The sequence below is a fragment of the Sphingorhabdus sp. YGSMI21 genome (assembly GCF_002776575.1).
In the GTDB taxonomy this organism is placed as follows: Bacteria; Pseudomonadota; Alphaproteobacteria; order Sphingomonadales; family Sphingomonadaceae; genus Parasphingorhabdus.
In genome coordinates this window covers 106,968-123,270 of sequence record NZ_CP022549.1, presented here as the reverse complement: position 1 = coordinate 123,270, position 16,303 = coordinate 106,968, and the positions used below count along the sequence as shown (strand labels likewise).

The window sequence follows — 16,303 nt, the reverse complement described above, 5'->3', positions numbered from 1 at the left end:
GGTTGGAGCAGCTTTATTCGTATAGGTAATATGACTGGTCAACAGGCCTTACAGAAATGAGACTTGCTTTTCCGTTCGCGCCTGCCGGATTTGCTTTGCACAAGGAGCGGAGACGCAGCCGATGTGACAGCTTGCAGCGCCGAAGACAACTCCACCAAGATCAGGAGCGCGACCAAAGTAATTTCGCAAGCGCCTGTCAGATCGCAGGAAAGTGAGGCCCACGTCATTACCAACTTTCACAAGCCGCGCCAATATGCGTTTAGCGGTTACAAGAAAGGCGAAGCGAAGGAGAAATTGGAACATTGCTGTTAGTTGTGCGTTTTCATGAAGTGTCCGATTGTTCAGATGGTCGTTGCCAGAATATTTTTTGGACACTGTTGACCTTCCGATGATGGGAAGCCCTATCTTTCCGTCATTGTATGATTCGACGAGGAGGCACCGTTGGATGCCGCATCCTCTGGCTTTGGAAACGGCTTTTCTTGTCGGCGAGTTCCATCAAATAAAGGAGACAAACATGAATGTTCGCGAAATTATGACCAGTGACCCGGCCTGCTGCGATAAAGAGACGAGCGCGCAGGACGCGGCGAAGCTGATGGTAGAGAACGACTGCGGTGAAATTCCGGTCGTCGATAACGAGGGCGAACTTGTCGGGGTGGTGACCGATCGAGACATTTGCTGCCGTGTCGTAGCCGAAGGAAAGTCGCCAGATACGTGGGTGGAAGATATAATGACCCGGTCGGTTGTCACTGTCACGCCCGACACAGAAGTGGACAAATGCTGCGGTATGGTCTCGCAGGCGGATATCGCGCGGTCCGATAACGACGCGAAGACCGCCAAGCTTGTCGAGGGAATCTCCAAACCGGCTGAGGAAAAAGCCTCCGCAGGTTGCTGCTAGTCTAGTGACCTGTCGCAGGGCCGCCCTCTGACAAACGGAGGGCGGCTTCTTCTATGTTGGTAGGAAGAGTTAAGACGAGATTGAAGGGGTGATTTATGGAAAAGGGCCTTGTCCTCATAACTGGTGCGAACGGATATATCGGTCGCGCGCTTATCAGACGATTAAGCGATGACTACCGCGTAATCGGACTCGACCGGTCAGCCTCGGAAGACATCCCCGGACTGGAGGCCTCATATTCGATCGACCTCGCCCAAGAAGCGTCGGTTGTCGACGCCCTTGAAACGGTGAGAGCCGCTTACGGTAACAAGATCGCGGCATGCATTCACCTGGCTGCCTATTTCGACATTACGGGCGAACCGAACCCCTTATATCAAGAGGTCAATGTGGAGGGTTCGCGCCGGCTGATCACAGCGCTGCAGGACTTTGATGTCGACCAATTTGTCTATGCGAGCTCGATGCTGGTCCACGAACCCAGGCCACTGCCGGACGAGCGGATCGATGAATCCTCGCCGATCGGGCCGACTTGGCCTTATCCCCAATCGAAGGCCGATGCAGAAAAAGTGCTGCGCGAAAATCGCGGCGGAATACCGGTGGTCTTCTTGCGGTTTGCGGGCGTCTATGACGACGAGGGTCACTCTGCCTTTCTTGCCGAGCAAATCGCCGGCGTGTACGAACACCGTGTGTCGGCGCATCTCTATCCCGGGATGTTGTGTGCAGCGCAGTCCGCGCTGCATCTCGAGGATTTGGCCAAGGCAGTCGAACAGACGATTGCGCGCAGGGACCAGTTGCCCGGCGAGACCCCGATACTCATCGGCGAACCGGATACGCTGGGCTACGCCGAGATCCAGGACATCGTTCATCGCGAAATCCACGGCGAAGACTGGACCACAGTCCGGATTCCGAAGGCCGTGGCGAAGCTGGGAACATGGATTGAGGAGGAGATTCTTGGCCACGATGGTTTTGTGAAGCAATGGATGGTTGATGATGCCAATGCGCATTATATTCTCGACATTTCCCGCGCTCGGAAACTGCTGAATTGGGAGCCTGAGCACTCGCTCCGCGAGATGCTTCCGGCTATCGTTGAAGCTTTGAAATCAGATCCGCAGAAATGGTATGAGACAAACAAGCTTAATACCGCGCGGGTTGCGTGGCATCCGAAAGGCTCCGCCGAAAAAACTGCGCAAACGCCACACCATTCGTCGCATGACGGACACCAAATGGCCGGGGACATGGCTGGTGAGATGCACGATATGGATGGTCCCCAACGCGAAACGCGATGGGCCCATTATGCGGTCATCGGGCTCGGCCTGTGGCTGGCCGCGAGCCCCGGTGTCTATGACGTCGTTTCCGCCGACACCGCCCGCGCCTCGGTCGTGGCCGTAACCCTCGAACGGGGTCTGCCGTCGATCGAATGGCGCGCCAACGCCCTTGCCATCAGCGATATGCTGAGCGGGATCGCATTGGCGATTTTCGGCGGAATGTCGCTTTCGAAGCGTACTGCCTGGCTGGGCCAGTGGGCGACCGCCTTCATCGGGATCTGGCTGCTTTTTGCCCCGCTGTTCTTCTGGAGCCCGAGCGCCGCACAATATCTGACCAATTTGCTTGTAGGCACATTGGTGATCGCATTCTCGGTTCTCGTGCCGATGATGCCGGGCATGAGTATGGAAGGCATGATGGACAAGAAGTCCATCCCGCCGGGGTGGACCTACAGTCCGTCCACCGATGCGCAGCGTTTCCCGATCGTGGCGATGGGCATCATTGGTCTTTTGATATCGCGCATGCTCACCTCCTATCAGCTCGGCCATATCGATGGGGCCTGGGAGCCATTTTTCTCAGGATCGCTCGTTGATCCACAGAACGGGACCGAGGAAATCATTACCTCTGATATATCCAAGGCTTGGCCGATCCCGGATGCCGGTCTTGGCGCTGTCAGTTACGTCCTGGAAATCCTGATGGCGGTGATGGGGACCAGAGCGCGCTGGCGGACCATGCCTTGGATGGTGACTTTCTTCGGGATACTCGTCATCCCGCTTGGCGTCGTCAGTATCTATTTCGTGATCATACAGCCGATCATGATCGGGACGTGGAGTACTCCGGCCCTGATTGCTGCGCTGGCAATGCTGATCATGATACCGTTCTCCCTTGATGAGGTTATTGCCATGGGCCAGTATCTCTACTGGTCAAAGAAAGAGGGCAAACCCCTTGTGCGAACCTTCTTCAAGGGCGGTGCTGCATCGCGCGGCGAAATCGACAAGGAAGATTACATGACCGATGTCCGCGCCATCTGGAATAACACGGTCAGGGGCGTCACCTTCCCGTGGACGCTGATCGCAAGCACTGTTCTGGGCGTCTGGCTCATGCTGAGCAGGCTCACGCTCGGCAGCGAGGGGGCGATGGCAAACAGCGACCACGTCGTGGGCGCGCTGGTCATAACGGTCGCGATTATCGCGACGGCCGAAGTCGCGCGGGCCTTGCGGTTCGTAAATATCGCTTTCGGCGCCTGGCTCGTGATAGCACCATTCCTTCTGAATGGTGCCGCGTCATCCGGCATGGTTGCATCCGTTGTGGTCGGACTTTTTCTCATCGGGTTGAGCTTGCCAAAAGGAGAAGGAAGCGGCGAGCACTACGCTGGATGGGATCGCTACATAATCTAGTGGATTGATCGGATAAGATGAGTCCGATTGGGGATTCCCTGTTGCGCTGTGATGTGCGAGTCTGCGCCCATGCGCACCGGTATATCATTCACCCTGTCTGCCAGCGATCGCCAGCGATTGCGGGCGATCATCGCTAATCCCATGAGTTCGCAGAAGCACGTCTGGCGAGCGCGGATTGTTCTTCTGAGCGGGGACGGCCGTGGAACCTCGGCCATCATGGCTGAAACCGGCAAGTCCAAGACCTGCGTGTGGCGCTGGCAAGAGCGGTTCATGCACGAAGGCGTCGATGGTCTGCTGCGCGACAAGTCCCGCCCGCCGGGCAAGGTGCCGGTCCCGGCGGAGCGCGTAGCTGAGATCGTCAGGTTGACGCAGGAGCCGCCGCCCCACGAGGCGACCCATTGGACATTGCGCGCGATGGCGAAGGTCGCCGGCCTGGCAGCCTCGACTGTCCAGGCGATCTGGAAAGCTCATGGCCTCAGTCCGCATCGCTGGCGGCAGTTCAAGCTGTCCAACGATCCGGCCTTCGCCGAGAAGCTTCACGATATCGTCGGCCTCTATGTCTCGCCGCCTGCCCATGCGGTGGTGCTGTCATTCGACGAGAAGTCGCAGATCCAGGCGCTTGATCGCACTCAGCCCGGTCTGCCGATGAAGAAGGGCCGTGCCGGAACCATGACCCATGATTACAAGCGCCATGGCACGACCACGCTGTTTGCAGCACTCAACGTGCTCGACGGAACGGTCATTGCCCAGAACATGCAGCGCCACCGGCATCAGGAGTTCATCCGCTTCCTCAATCGGATCGAGCGCGAGGTCCCGAAGAACAAGGCCATTCACGTCATTCTCGACAACTATGCGGCACACAAGAAGGACAAGGTTCAGGAATGGCTCGCGCGCCATCCGCGCTGGACCTTCCACTTCACACCAACCTCGTGCTCATGGCTCAATGCCGTCGAGGGCTTCTTCGCAAAGCTGACCCGGCGGCGGCTCAAGAATGGCGTCTTCCATTCGCTCGTCGATCTCCAGGCCGCGATCAATCGCTTCGTTCGAGAATACAACGCTAACGACCCCAAACCCTTCGTCTGGAAGGCTGATCCTGATGAAATCATCGCTGCTCGAAACCGTGGGTTCCAAACGTTGGAATCAATTCACTAGCATATTATGCCTCAAACAAAGCTTTTCGGGTTCAGCAGCGACCGTATAGTGGCCTTCGCTTTCCGTGGACGGTGTTCGAATCGCGTGGAGTTCTGTGCGCGTTTGCCGAATTTGAATCCGGGCATACTTGTATCGGGCTATTTACATGAGACAAAACTGGTTGATCAATAGGATCCTAAAGATCTCAGCAGTCAAGGTAACTATGGCAGGTGATAGCCGTTGCGGAGCGCGTGCTAATTCTCGGACAAACGGCACTATTGCGGTCAATGTTGATCATCCCCGTCGCTTACCTGCTGAAGTGGCGTAGACAGACGAAAGTTGAGAACCCAAGAACAAAGACGTAAACTGTCATAACCGATTGGTTAGGCATAGATCCACCATTCGTAGCTTTTTGGCATCGATATCGAATTTCGTGGAAAGTGATTTAGATAATTGGAGTTATTACTGCAGGTTCCACCGATTTTGGAAACGCATAAGTTTGAAAATTGACTAAGAAATCAGATATGGTTAATAAAGGTTTATAATATCAATTACTTAACATAAGATATATTATCAACCTTATTGGGCAATTGATAAGAAAAGCTGTCGATCGCTATATCCTAGTTTTCTTTTACAAGATGATATCGCTAATGATTTTCCGATTTCTGATGTACGGTGCCATCAGAAAAACTACCTGACCGATCCTAGTGTCCGCGCCGCTGAATATTTCAGAAATATTTAACATTAGGGCGTTTCCTGACCGACCGCTTCGAACCGGATCAAGCCGGTCAGAAAAATGGCCGCAATCGGCTGGAAAGCGTAACGGCAGGTTTAGTGTCTCATCTTTGGAGTAACAGGCCGGACATATGAAAGCAACCGATCAAAGTCATCTCAGCAAAAAAGCCCTTGCCAAAGGGGGCGTCCACATATGAATCCGAAACCAAGCGATTTGGGAATCCCTTTTGTCAACAGAACCTAGCACTACTTTGGCAGATTTATGAGCGAGCGATGAGAGATGCAGTGTCCGCACTGTGGGCACGTCAGATCAGGAGGTTTGGCGAGGCGTTCAATGATGGCCTGCCTGATCGCCGGCAGGCTCGGCTGTGGTGGTGGCCCGGCGTTTCTTTTTTTCCCCTTGGCCTGCTTGAGGCGGCGGGATTGCAGGAAGGCCAAGGCAATCATCGACATCAGCGCATGTCGGTGAAGCCCCTTCCATGATCGGCCTTCGAAGTGATCGAGGCCGAGCTCTTCCTTGAGTTGCTGATGTCCCTGTTCGCAGACCCACCGGGCCTTGATGGCTCCGGCAAGCTGCTTGATCGGCGTGTCGGAGGACAGGTTGGAGAGGTAGTATTTGCGCTCGCCGGTTGAGCGATGTTCGCCGACCAGCCACACTTCCTCGCCGCGCAGATGTTGCGCGCCACTGTTCCGGATGCGTTGAGGCGGGCCATCGGCAACTCGCACGCGAACGGCGGCGAAGCGTGCCGAGAGCAGCCCCTTATATATTGATTTGAAACGGTCCTGATGTCCCCGTTCGGGCCGGAGCACAGCTCTGCGTGGTCCATTATGCCAACGATAATCAAGTTGAAAGATAGCCCAAGAAACGAGTAAACTCAAATATTAGAGAACGATATTCACATTTTGGGTAAACTGTGATAGATTTTCATAGATGGTGAACGCGATTCGCAAGTAACCACGGTTCAAGTGATGGTTTTTCACGGAGAAAATTATGGGTGAGTGGCCTTCACAGGCGGTGAATGATTTTCACGGCCGCAGTCTCCCCGAGCCTGCGACCCCATGCGGCTATGCCGCTTTGATCGCCGCCTATGGCCTTTCGCTTCCCTTACCGCCTCGCCTAGCGGCGATTGCCGAACGCCATCATCCGGTGCCAACTTCGGATTGGGTTCTGCTGACCCCGCGTCACCGTCCGGAATCGAGCCTTGCAGGCCACCTGGTATTCGCCATGAAGTGGGAAGGCATTGATCTGGGCGTTCTGGCGCAGCTCTTCAAGACTATCGAACCTGAAGCGATCCGCGAATTCGTAATGGCGACACCGACCGGCGCCTTTGCGCGCCGGGCGTGGTATCTTTACGAATGGCTGACGGGCACCCAGCTCGATATCCCTGAACCTGGCAAAGTTCGGCTGGTGACAATCGTCGATCCTAAGCTACAATTTGCCCTTGCGCGCGGACAAGTCTCGTCCCGGCACAAAATCCTCGACAATCTCCCGGGAACGCCGGCCTTTTGCCCAATGGTCCGCCGAACGCCGGCCCTGCAGGCTGCCGCGGACAAGCAGTTGGATAAACGCGTACGTGCCGAAATCGGGCGCGTCCGCCCCGACCTCGTGGCGCGCGCGGCTGCGTTCCTTCTATTGAACGATTCCAAGTCATCCTTTGCGATCGAGGGCGAAAAGCCTTCCGGCACCCGCGCGGTACGATGGGGTCAGGCGATTGCGCAAGCGGGCAACAATCCCGTCACTCTGACCGAATTTGACCGTCTTCAAAGCATCGTGATCGGTGATGCGCGCTTCGTAAAACTCGGTTTTAGAACGCAAGGCGGCTTTGTCGGCGTTCATGACCGGGATTCAGGAGACCCGATCCCGGACCATATCAGTGCGCGCCATGATGACATTACAGACTTGCTGACAGGGCTTGTCGTCTACACCGAGCGAACACTTACCAAAGCGTTCGATCCCGTTGTCGCCGCAGCAGTTCTGGCGTTTGGGTTTGTCTACATCCACCCTTATGAAGATGGCAACGGCCGCATTCACCGTTGGCTCATCCATCACGCACTGGCAGCCGCCAGCTACAATCCGCCCGGGCTCGTGTTCCCGATCAGCGCTGCCATTCTAAGACAGCTCGACGCTTATCGGACAGTGCTGGAAACCTATTCCAGACCTCTTCTCCCTGAGATCGAATGGCAGCGGACGGCCGACGGAAACGTCGAAGTGCTCAATCATACCGCAGACTTCTACCGTTATTTTGACGCTACCGCGCATGCGGAATTTCTCTATGAATGCGTGGAACAAACCATTGTCCACGATCTTCCCCAAGAGGTTCGTTACCTGGAGGCGTTCGACCGGTTCGGTGACGGCGTACAGCAGGTTGTCGACATGCCATCAGCGCAGATCGAGTTGCTTCAAAAGTTCCTTCAGCAAAATGGCGGTCAGCTTTCGCAGCGCGCGCACACAAGAATTTGCCGCACTGACTGATGAGGAAGTCCTGCGGGTCGAGCAACTTTACGTCGACGCGTTTGAACCCCCAGCATGAATACAACAGCGAAAATCAAAGCAATTTTGGAATTTGCACGTGATTAACTCGGAAGCAAATTTGTCAAACACCTTGGCATGCAGAGGATCGTATCGTGGAACGCCAGTCCCTAATCCCCTGCCTTGTGGAAGTCGGCGATGCTAGTTGAACTCATCTTGGGCGCTATTGTTGAGGAGGGCTTCAGCGCGGGCATAAAGCATGGCAAAGGCATACTTGTAAAGCGAGAAGCCAAGCAGGAATTGGCGCAGATAAAGTAATCCATAGCTCAGCCCACTATGCGAGGATGGCAGACCGCTGGCCCCTTCCCCACCCCGAGAAAATAGCATGAGAGCAAGCGCCAGAATGATAGGTCCTGACAAAAGTTTTGAGAGCATCGCAATTATGCTCTTGCGAAGCATTTGCAATAACGTTAGAGGCAGCCCTCCCCACACCGCTCGGAGAAAAGGAAACCTCTATGTATCGTGCTGCCGTCTCGTCCCTCGCAGTTGCCTTGTCCATGCCAGTGCAAGCCCAAGAGAAGAATTGGCCCGTCGCCGAGAAAGATGGAACTGAGCAGGCTTCGGAAGACCGTCAGGCAAATCCCGATACTTCAATTATCGTCCTCGGAGGCCGGATTGATCCCTACCGGGTTGCCGGTTCTGCCGATCTGCTCGACAGCGAAGATCTCCGCCGGTTCGACCATGGGGATGTAAACCGCGTCCTGCGTCAAGTGCCCGGGGTAAATATCCAGGAGGAGGATGGGTTCGGGTTGTTTCCAAATATAGGACTGCGCGGTAGCCCAGTCGAACGGTCGAGCAACATCACACTCATGGAAGATGGCGTATTGATCGCGCCGGCCCCCTATGCCGCGCCGGCCGCATATTATTTCCCCGCCATCGGACGTATGCAGGCGGTCGAGGTAACGAAGGGCGCAGCCGCGATCCGCTCTGGACCTCGTACTATCGGCGGAGCGGTCAATCTTCGGTCTACCCAAATCCCGACGGATGGATTCTCCGGCTATGCTTCAGGCCAATATGGTTCGCGCAATTACTTCCAAGGCCAGGGCTGGGTTGGAGCTGACACAGATTATGTTGGTGCGCTGATTGAAACCTACCAGCAGGGCAGCGACGGCTTCAAATCAATCGACGGGCGTCCAGATGCTGACACCGGATTTGAACGACAGGATTATCGTGGGCGATTGGCTGTTCACACCGCGCCGGACGCACCCGTAGAGGCTCGCTTGGAATTTGTTTATGGCCGGTCTGACCTTAAAGCCAATGAGACCTACCTCGGACTTGCCGATGCCGATTTCGCGGCAGAACCCTATCGTCGCTATGCGACCAGCCAGCGCGACGCATTTTCCGGGAAGCACGACCAATATCGTATTATCGGCACCTTGGCGTTTGCCGATGAGACGAGGATCACGGCCACGCTGTATCGCAACGACTTCAGCCGCAGCTGGTCGAAACTTCAGGATATCGATTTCGATGGCGACGGTCGATTCGATTCGATTCAGACTGTTTTCGATAGCCCCGATGACAATCGCGAAGCTCTTAATATCTTACGCGGGGCGGACAGTGCGAATGGCGCGGTGCGGATCCGCAACAACAATCGCGTCTATCGTAGTGAAGGAGCCCAGTTTTCTTTGGAACGCCCGTTCGCCATCGGCGCGACGCGCCACAATCTCGCGGTCTCCGTCCGCTATCACGAGGATGAAGAAGACAGACTGCAAAACGAGGAATTCTACTCCCAAATTGGCGGAGACCTCGTCTTTGAGCGCCAGACCGATATCGGCCAGCAGGCCAACCGGGAGGCGAAAGCGAAGGCCATCGCATTTTACATCGAGGACCGGATCGAGATCGGTGCCGTGACGCTGACGCCCGGGTTGAGGTACGAAGGGATTGATTTGACCCGGTTGGACTATGCAGGATCGGACCCGGATCGATCGACCGGGCCAACCCGGGTTCGCCGCACCAATATCGACCAGTGGCTGCCTGCTCTGGGTGTTACTTACGAGTTTGGCGACGCCATTGTGCTTGCAGGAGTATCACGCGGCTTCTCTCCTCCCGGCCCCGGCAGTCCGGACGCCCGCGCCGAAAAAAGCTGGAACTACGAAGCCGGCGTCCGCTTCAGGACTGACGAGGTCCAGGTCTCTGCGATTGGATTCTACAACGACTATTCCAACTTGCTCGGTAATTGCACCCAATCTGTCGGCTGCAGCGTCGGCGACATTGGCGATCAGTTCAATGGCGGCGCAGTTACCGTCAAGGGCTTGGAGCTGTCGGCAGCGATCGAGCCACGCGCCACCGACACGATCTCGTTTCCCCTGTCGCTCGCGTATACGTTCACGGATGCACAATTTGATAGTAGCTTCGACAGCAACTTTTTCGGTGATGTGACTGAAGGCGATGCCCTGCCCTATATTGCGCGGCATCAACTGTATATAGAAGCGGGTGTGAACGCGGGCCGCATTGCGATCAATCTTGGGGTAAGCTACCTTTCCGATTTGCGCAATGAACCCGGGAGCGGGGCTATTGCCGTAAATCAAGGGATCGACGAGCGCATCATCTTTGATCTTGCGGGAAATTTCGCGCTGACCGACAGTCTCTCCCTGTTTGCACGCGTTGATAACATATTCGATGACCAATACGCCGTCAGCAGACGTCCCTTCGGCTTGCGTCCTGGAATCCCCCGGCGGTTCGTGGGAGGCGCTCGGGTCAGCTTTTGAACCCCATGTATGTCCCGAAGCTATGCTCTCTGCACCAATCATCAACGCTGCGTGTTCGCGGGTCCATTCCGTGGAAAGATGAACCTGACTTTAAAGTGAAATACAGGGCGGGAGTGCCGACAATACTGCGATTTACCCTTGAACAGAGTTCAGTTCAGTGCTCATCAATGCGGATAATCCCGTTGCCGAAGCTTTTTGCAAGTTAAGGTTTGATCGAGCCGGCTATCTCTTTGCTGCTTCAGGGGCTGTCATTGACACGCGGTCCATCATTGAAAGATCGTTACCGTCAATATTGATGTAATTATCCAGAAATGATCAGTTATCGGCGATTTTCCAAATATTATTCTCAATATTTTTATCCGCCCAGCAAGGCGAAACCCCTGCTTCCGAGAACGTTCAGGTGGATCTAGGGGACCAATAATAACGGATGCGGACAATTTAGAAGCAAAATTCGAGTAACACCGCCGAATATATACTCATGGGTTCGGCTCTGCCCAAATACCCCGGCGACCAGCAAACCGGCTGGCAAATTTTGTGCCATAGATATGAGGATATCGGAAGGATGGCAACTTCGCGATGACAGCAATTGCAATTGCGAATCCACACCATTTGCAAGCCGCATCCAGCGGAAATGCGCTTAACCTTTTGCAACGATTTCGTGCCGGTTCGAGACAGACGAATTTTAACCAAATTATGTGGTGGACTAAATTCTTAACAAATTGTTAACTCGTCTGCATGGAACGAAAAAGAAAACATCGACTCGTATTACGTGATGAGGGTGCAAAGCACCCATTCCGATTAGCATTGCCGAGGGCAGTTTTACAAGTTGCCAAAGAGCAGACAATCGTCGACGTGCGCGAGCCCGGCAACAGTATTTGGCAAAACGAATTTTCTCTTTCGGGCATATTGATTTTTATAGCGTTCTTCTCAGTCTTCTATTTGTTTATTTTCTGAGGGCAATTCCGTCCCATTGGTCATCACAAGAAAGATTCAGGTGATGCCCAAGCCACCCAGCGATCAGGCACATCGCGGCAACCATCATCAGCCTCTCGAAGGTTGGAACATCCAAAACACTCAATCCCAATGCGGCCAGTGCACCGAGCACCATGCCCAGAATTGACTACATTATTGGTGGCAACACCGACAAAACAGGCTTGCAACGCTTGGCATGGTTGTTAAAATATTCTCCACCAAAGGCGGGAATTGAATGATAAGAACGGAACCGATCGGACCAGAAACGAGCCGCCACATCCTCGGCTACAATATCAAGCAGATTTTCTAGATATTGGGGATAGTACCGCTGATACAGGCCATCAGGGCTTGACCTGATGATAAATTCTCTGCGCTGTGCGTAACCTCAAACAAATCTAAAACCTCAAAATTGCCGGCATTGCGGCCCACTAGAAAGCCGCGTTTCTGCAAGGCCTCGTTATTGCTTTCGATGTTATTCATTCAAACGGCGTATTGATGACCGGACAATCTGGCACTGTTCCGCCTTGCCGGAATGTCGAAATCGCTTGCGTCAGGGCATGACGCTGTTCGCTCTTGTTAAGGCCGGCCCGGCAGCGGCGTCGCAATTCGGGGTTTTCGAGCCAGTCGACCATGAACAGCGTGTGCTCGATCTTGCCAATTTCCTGCAAAGCCACGTCCAGCTGGTTTTGCCGTTCATAATGCGCATCATTACCGACGGCGCGACGTGGCCAGTCTTGATGGATGCTAACAGACGCATAATGTCATCCCAATGCTCCCGGATTTTCTCGGTTTTTATGCGCTGGCCAAGGAGCGGCGAAATTTTTGGATAACGCGATGGCATTTCCATCGGTATCAGTCTGCGGTCCTAAAAATCACGCAAGCGCGGGCAGAAACTAAAGCCCAGCATCGAGCAAAGCGCAAATATATGATCGGTCGCGCCGCTGGTGTCGGTAAAATGCTCGCTGATATTGAGAATGCTGCCATGATGCAGCAGGCCGTCAAGCACAGAGGGCGCGTAATGCGTTGTAGCGGAAATCACTTTAACATGATACAGCCCGTGCTGGTCAGACACATGGGTATAAAAGCTGAAGCCAGGATCATTGCCATAGCTAGCATTGATGTCGCCGCCGCTCGCGCCTCGCTTTGCCCCGCGAAAAAACTGGCCGTCCGAGCTTGAGGTTGTGCCTGTTCCCCATACTTGCGAAATTGACAGTTTATGATGGGCATTGATGATATGGGTGAGCGCCAGCCCTTCGGCGCGAGCCATCTCGACATAGATGTGGCAATCGCGGCGGGGGGCGATCACCGCTGCCTGCCCGTCGGCACCGACGAGATAGGAAAGGTGCGATAATCCGGGTGTCTTGATCTTTTCGATAAACATCTAGGTTCTCCTTCTAATAGGGTGATTGGATCATATCGCGAGCGATATCGTCTGGCAGAGGCGGGGGCCCGTTGTCCTGTGACAATTCGCGAAACGCGTGGTTCTGCGACAGGAACAACGCCCGCGGAATTCCTCGAGAAAGTCGGCTCGTTTGAGGCGTCCATCACAGGTCCCTTCACCTCGGAAAGATTGAGATCAATCTCGGTATAGGCAAGTCTGTGATTGATCGCCTCGATTGCGCTGAGGACTGAAATGGCCCGCGTGATTGTGCCGTCTCCATACAGGAGAGAGGCTCCGAAAACACCCATCGCGACTAGGGCGGCGTGGATGACCCCCGCGCGCCGCCTGCACGGACCGAGCCGTGCGACCAGCGCAATGATACCGCCTTCGCCCTTGTTGTCGGCGCGTAGGACGACCGACAGGTATTTGATTGAGATCACGACTATGAGCGACCACACCATCATCGATAAAACGCCGTAAATATGCTGCGGCGTCACCCGCAGATGGCTTTGTTGCATAACAAGGTGATGGATTCCCTTGGGGAATCGATATGTATAGATGAGCCTGATGCCCAGACCCATCTCCCCGACGTACCGCACGACCAATTGGCCCGCTTATAATGCATCGCTGAAGCAGCGAGGTTCATTGGATGTGTGGTTTGACCAGAGATAAACTGGCTCTCGGTACCAGTTGGTCGGCCCGGTTGGCCGATGCGGTTTTCTGACAGCGCAATTGAGCTGTGCATGACGCTGAAGATCCTGTTCAACCTTCAGCTACGACAGGTGACGGGTCTGGTTGCGAGCCTGCTCAAGATGGCGAAACTGGACTGGCCAGTGCCGGATTATACGACGCTTTGCCGCCGTCAAAAAGCATTGTCGGTGAACCTCGGTGGGCGGCCCAGTTCGGGCGGGCTACATCTGCTGGTCGATAACACCGGGATCAAGATGATGGGTGAAGGGGAGTGGAAAACGCGTAAACATGGCGCTTCATACTGCCACCAATGGCGCATATGACACGAGAGGCTATCATGCCGTCATCGCTGAGCACGGTGCCAATCCGATCATCCCGGTACGTCGCAACGGGCGGCTGTGGACCAAAGATGGCCCTGGCGTTGACGCCCGCAATGAAGCACTGCGCACAACCAAACGGCTTGGCCGGACGATCTAGAAAAAGTGGAGCGGCTATCACCGCCGCAGTCTTGTCGAAACCAAGATGCATTGCTTCAAGCTCCTCGGCCAGCGCGTCGCCGCGCGCACCTTCGATCATCAGATTACCGAACTAAAAGTCCGCGCTGCAGGCCTCAATCGGTTCTCAGAAATAGGAAACCCGAAGACCATCCGGGTCGCATAATAACTCCAAGTAAAACCTGACTCGCGACCGTCACGAGTTATGCAACAAAGCCCGTAGAAGAGAACCTGTCGAGAAGGGCCGTTGCAGCCCTGCCAGCCACCGTCTTCACTCTTGGTTTGGGTTTTGTTGAGCTTCGACCTCAGCGCGAACCTGAGCGTAGAGGGGTTCAGGACCAAATTCAGCCAAGGGTTTACCATTTACAAAAAAGCTTGGCGTTCCCTTGACGCCAAGCGTGTTCGCGTCCTCCAAATCGGACTTCATCATCGCATTTATACCGACGCTCGGCATTGCCTTGGCCTTTACAAGATCGAGCCCGGCCGCCTTTGCGGCCGACCATGCTCCTGTCATGTCACCATTGTGCCATTTGGGCTGCGCGTCCAATAGTGCCTCCATTACCGGTTGCAGGACGCCCTGCGCACGTGCAGCCTCCAGAATACCAATAGCTTCAGCGGAACCTTCGTGCAGCGGCAGGTAACGCATGACAAGCCGAACATCCTTTGGATACGCGGCGAGTATTTGCTTGACGCTTGGGTAAAAAGCACGGCAGGCCTCGCAAGACGGGTCGAAAAATTCTACAATTGTCACCGGTGCACTCTTGGGTCCGATTCTCGGTGAATGAGGACGCACAAATATGTCCTTTGGCACAGCCGCCGCCTTGACTGCGGGTTCTCCAGCAACCGAACTGCTGTATAGAGTTACCCCGGCAGCGAAAGCGCCAACTGAGAGCAAACTCGTCAAAACTACTCCAAAACGCCTGTTCATGATCGTGATCTCCGATAAAGGTTGAGAAAAAATAAGATGGCCGAAAAGGCTACCAGCGAGAGAAGCGGAATCGGCACGGCACCAAAAAGCGTCATTTCGCCGTTTGAGCAGGACGGTCCTGAACCGCATTGTTGGATCTCGTCTGGTACAACTCCAAGATAGAGCAACAAATGATAAAGCGCGATCACCCACCCCGCCAACGCAAGGGCGAACGCATAGGGGAGCACATCTCGATCCGATCGGTAGGCCGCGATGCCGAGCATGATGGCCAGCGGAAACATAAAGGCGCGCTGGAACCAACATAACTCGCACGGCGTCTGGCCCATCACCTCACCAATAAAGATTGCGCCAAGGCTGGACGATAGCGCAACGAACCAGGCAGCAAACAACGCTGTCCAACCGCTACCGGCATAATGCCCCCTTGATCTGATTTCGCTCATCGCAGCCGATCGCATCGGGCAAAAATATCGATGAAAATGCGTTGTTGGGTCATATCTAGCTCCTCTTGATCATTAGCAGTATATACTATCGGGGGCTATAGTAGTAAGCATCGGATTATACATCGGCCGATGATCTGATGGCCCTGCCGCTACCCAGACCCAGGGCGCTGCTGGCGGACTAGGGCTATGACGGCGACAGGTTCCGAGAAAATCTGCTCATGCGCGGCATCCTCCCAATCATCCCGCCGCGATCAAACCGCAAGGTGCCTGAGCATCCCGACTATCGCCGCTACAAGGCTCCTGTACATTATTGGGACACAGATTCACGGTAGGCGGGTAAAATAGCAGCCGGTCGGCTAACGCGCCAAAGCCCACCATTCGCAGCCCCTCTTGCTACACCACGACCACCTTCACGCCTAGCATGTGCTAGTCTAACTAAGCCGTGCACGGTGTTCGAAGAGTCACCGACCATGATTTTCCTGCCACGGTTTCGTCGCGGCGATGCGAGATAATTTGAATAGACGTGCCTTGGCATACCAAATTGGGCGGATGGCATCCCACACTCGTGTAGGGGTGGCAGAGAATAAATTTTATGGTTTTAGGAACGATCAAGAAAAGGCTCCTGAGTGCCTAAATTTCATAGGTCACTCAGGGAAAATAATTTTCCGCTGCGCTCGGGGCATTGCGCACGCTGCGGGACGCGACCGTCAGGAATTTACTTTCCTATGGTCTAATAACCGCAACT

10 protein-coding genes and 3 pseudogenes are annotated in these 16,303 nt (G+C 54.7%); 6 read left to right on the top strand and 7 right to left on the bottom strand.

The annotated features are described in order from the left end of the window. Nucleotides 1-445: 445 nt before the first annotated feature. From CHN51_RS19105 to CHN51_RS19095, 3 genes are all read left to right on the top strand, one after another. On the top strand, nucleotides 446-895 hold the full coding sequence (locus CHN51_RS19105; RefSeq protein WP_240616976.1) for a CBS domain-containing protein: 450 nt from the start codon (nucleotides 446-448) through the stop codon (nucleotides 893-895). A 95-nt stretch (nucleotides 896-990) separates the two neighbouring features. Continuing rightward, nucleotides 991-3,549 (top strand): NAD-dependent epimerase/dehydratase family protein, encoded by a 2,559-nt coding sequence (locus CHN51_RS19100; RefSeq protein ID WP_100095844.1) that lies wholly within the window; start codon nucleotides 991-993, stop codon nucleotides 3,547-3,549. A 69-nt stretch (nucleotides 3,550-3,618) separates the two neighbouring features. Next, nucleotides 3,619-4,701, top strand: coding sequence for an IS630 family transposase (locus CHN51_RS19095; RefSeq protein WP_100095843.1), 1,083 nt, complete (start codon nucleotides 3,619-3,621; stop codon nucleotides 4,699-4,701). Nucleotides 4,702-5,746: 1,045 nt separating this feature from the next. Here the strand turns inward: CHN51_RS19095 and CHN51_RS19090 are convergent. Then, nucleotides 5,747-6,177, bottom strand: a pseudogene (locus CHN51_RS19090) (transposase); the annotation flags it as partial. Nucleotides 6,178-6,406: 229 nt separating this feature from the next. Between CHN51_RS19090 and CHN51_RS19085 the strand changes: the two are divergent. After that, nucleotides 6,407-7,888 carry a Fic family protein gene (locus tag CHN51_RS19085; protein ID WP_346426349.1) on the top strand — a complete coding sequence of 494 codons (1,482 nt, stop codon included), beginning with the start codon at nucleotides 6,407-6,409 and terminating at the stop codon, nucleotides 7,886-7,888. A gap of 198 nt (nucleotides 7,889-8,086) precedes the next feature. Here CHN51_RS19085 and CHN51_RS19645 read toward each other — a convergent pair whose 3' ends face one another. Continuing rightward, nucleotides 8,087-8,344, bottom strand: a complete 258-nt coding sequence (locus CHN51_RS19645; protein ID WP_164089310.1) for a hypothetical protein — start codon at nucleotides 8,342-8,344, stop codon at nucleotides 8,087-8,089. 56 nt (nucleotides 8,345-8,400) lie between these two features. Between CHN51_RS19645 and CHN51_RS19080 the strand changes: the two genes are divergently transcribed. Beyond that, on the top strand, nucleotides 8,401-10,653 hold the full coding sequence (locus CHN51_RS19080) for a TonB-dependent receptor (protein WP_100095842.1): 2,253 nt from the start codon (nucleotides 8,401-8,403) through the stop codon (nucleotides 10,651-10,653). Nucleotides 10,654-11,931: 1,278 nt separating this feature from the next. On the opposite strand, the gene CHN51_RS19890 is transcribed toward CHN51_RS19080, so the two are convergent. From CHN51_RS19890 to CHN51_RS19065, 3 genes and pseudogenes are all read right to left on the bottom strand, one after another. Continuing rightward, nucleotides 11,932-12,105 (bottom strand): hypothetical protein, encoded by a 174-nt coding sequence (locus CHN51_RS19890; protein ID WP_164089308.1) that lies wholly within the window; start codon nucleotides 12,103-12,105, stop codon nucleotides 11,932-11,934. 26 nt (nucleotides 12,106-12,131) lie between these two features. After that, nucleotides 12,132-12,871 (bottom strand): annotated as a pseudogene (locus CHN51_RS19070) (Tn3 family transposase); the annotation flags it as partial. A gap of 56 nt (nucleotides 12,872-12,927) precedes the next feature. Continuing rightward, nucleotides 12,928-13,524, bottom strand: a complete 597-nt coding sequence (locus tag CHN51_RS19065; RefSeq protein WP_346426358.1) for a KUP/HAK/KT family potassium transporter — start codon at nucleotides 13,522-13,524, stop codon at nucleotides 12,928-12,930. Nucleotides 13,525-13,573: 49 nt separating this feature from the next. Between CHN51_RS19065 and CHN51_RS19060 the strand changes: the two are divergent. Continuing rightward, nucleotides 13,574-14,356, top strand: a pseudogene (locus tag CHN51_RS19060) (IS5 family transposase). A 105-nt stretch (nucleotides 14,357-14,461) separates the two neighbouring features. Here the strand turns inward: CHN51_RS19060 and CHN51_RS19055 are convergent. Together CHN51_RS19055 and CHN51_RS19050 are read right to left on the bottom strand one after the other, a co-directional pair. Continuing rightward, nucleotides 14,462-14,941: a thioredoxin domain-containing protein gene (locus tag CHN51_RS19055; RefSeq protein ID WP_346426348.1), complete on the bottom strand. Its 480-nt coding sequence runs from the start codon at nucleotides 14,939-14,941 to the stop codon at nucleotides 14,462-14,464. A gap of 173 nt (nucleotides 14,942-15,114) precedes the next feature. After that, on the bottom strand, nucleotides 15,115-15,558 hold the full coding sequence (locus CHN51_RS19050; protein ID WP_100095839.1) for a disulfide bond formation protein B: 444 nt from the start codon (nucleotides 15,556-15,558) through the stop codon (nucleotides 15,115-15,117). Nucleotides 15,559-16,303 lie beyond the last annotated feature (745 nt).

Excerpts from the sequence above, each read along its gene's own strand:
- CHN51_RS19105 (WP_240616976.1), top strand. The coding sequence starts at position 446 with ATGCCGCATCCTCTGGCTTTGGAAACGGCTTTTCTTGTCGGCGAGTTC.
- CHN51_RS19100 (WP_100095844.1), top strand. The coding sequence starts at position 991 with ATGGAAAAGGGCCTTGTCCTCATAACTGGTGCGAACGGATATATCGGT.
- CHN51_RS19095 (WP_100095843.1), top strand. The coding sequence starts at position 3,619 with ATGCGCACCGGTATATCATTCACCCTGTCTGCCAGCGATCGCCAGCGA.
- CHN51_RS19085 (WP_346426349.1), top strand. The coding sequence starts at position 6,407 with ATGGGTGAGTGGCCTTCACAGGCGGTGAATGATTTTCACGGCCGCAGT.
- CHN51_RS19645 (WP_164089310.1), bottom strand. The coding sequence starts at position 8,344 with ATGCTTCGCAAGAGCATAATTGCGATGCTCTCAAAACTTTTGTCAGGA.
- CHN51_RS19080 (WP_100095842.1), top strand. The coding sequence starts at position 8,401 with ATGTATCGTGCTGCCGTCTCGTCCCTCGCAGTTGCCTTGTCCATGCCA.
- CHN51_RS19890 (WP_164089308.1), bottom strand. The coding sequence starts at position 12,105 with ATGAATAACATCGAAAGCAATAACGAGGCCTTGCAGAAACGCGGCTTT.
- CHN51_RS19065 (WP_346426358.1), bottom strand. The coding sequence starts at position 13,524 with ATGCAACAAAGCCATCTGCGGGTGACGCCGCAGCATATTTACGGCGTT.
- CHN51_RS19050 (WP_100095839.1), bottom strand. The coding sequence starts at position 15,558 with ATGAGCGAAATCAGATCAAGGGGGCATTATGCCGGTAGCGGTTGGACA.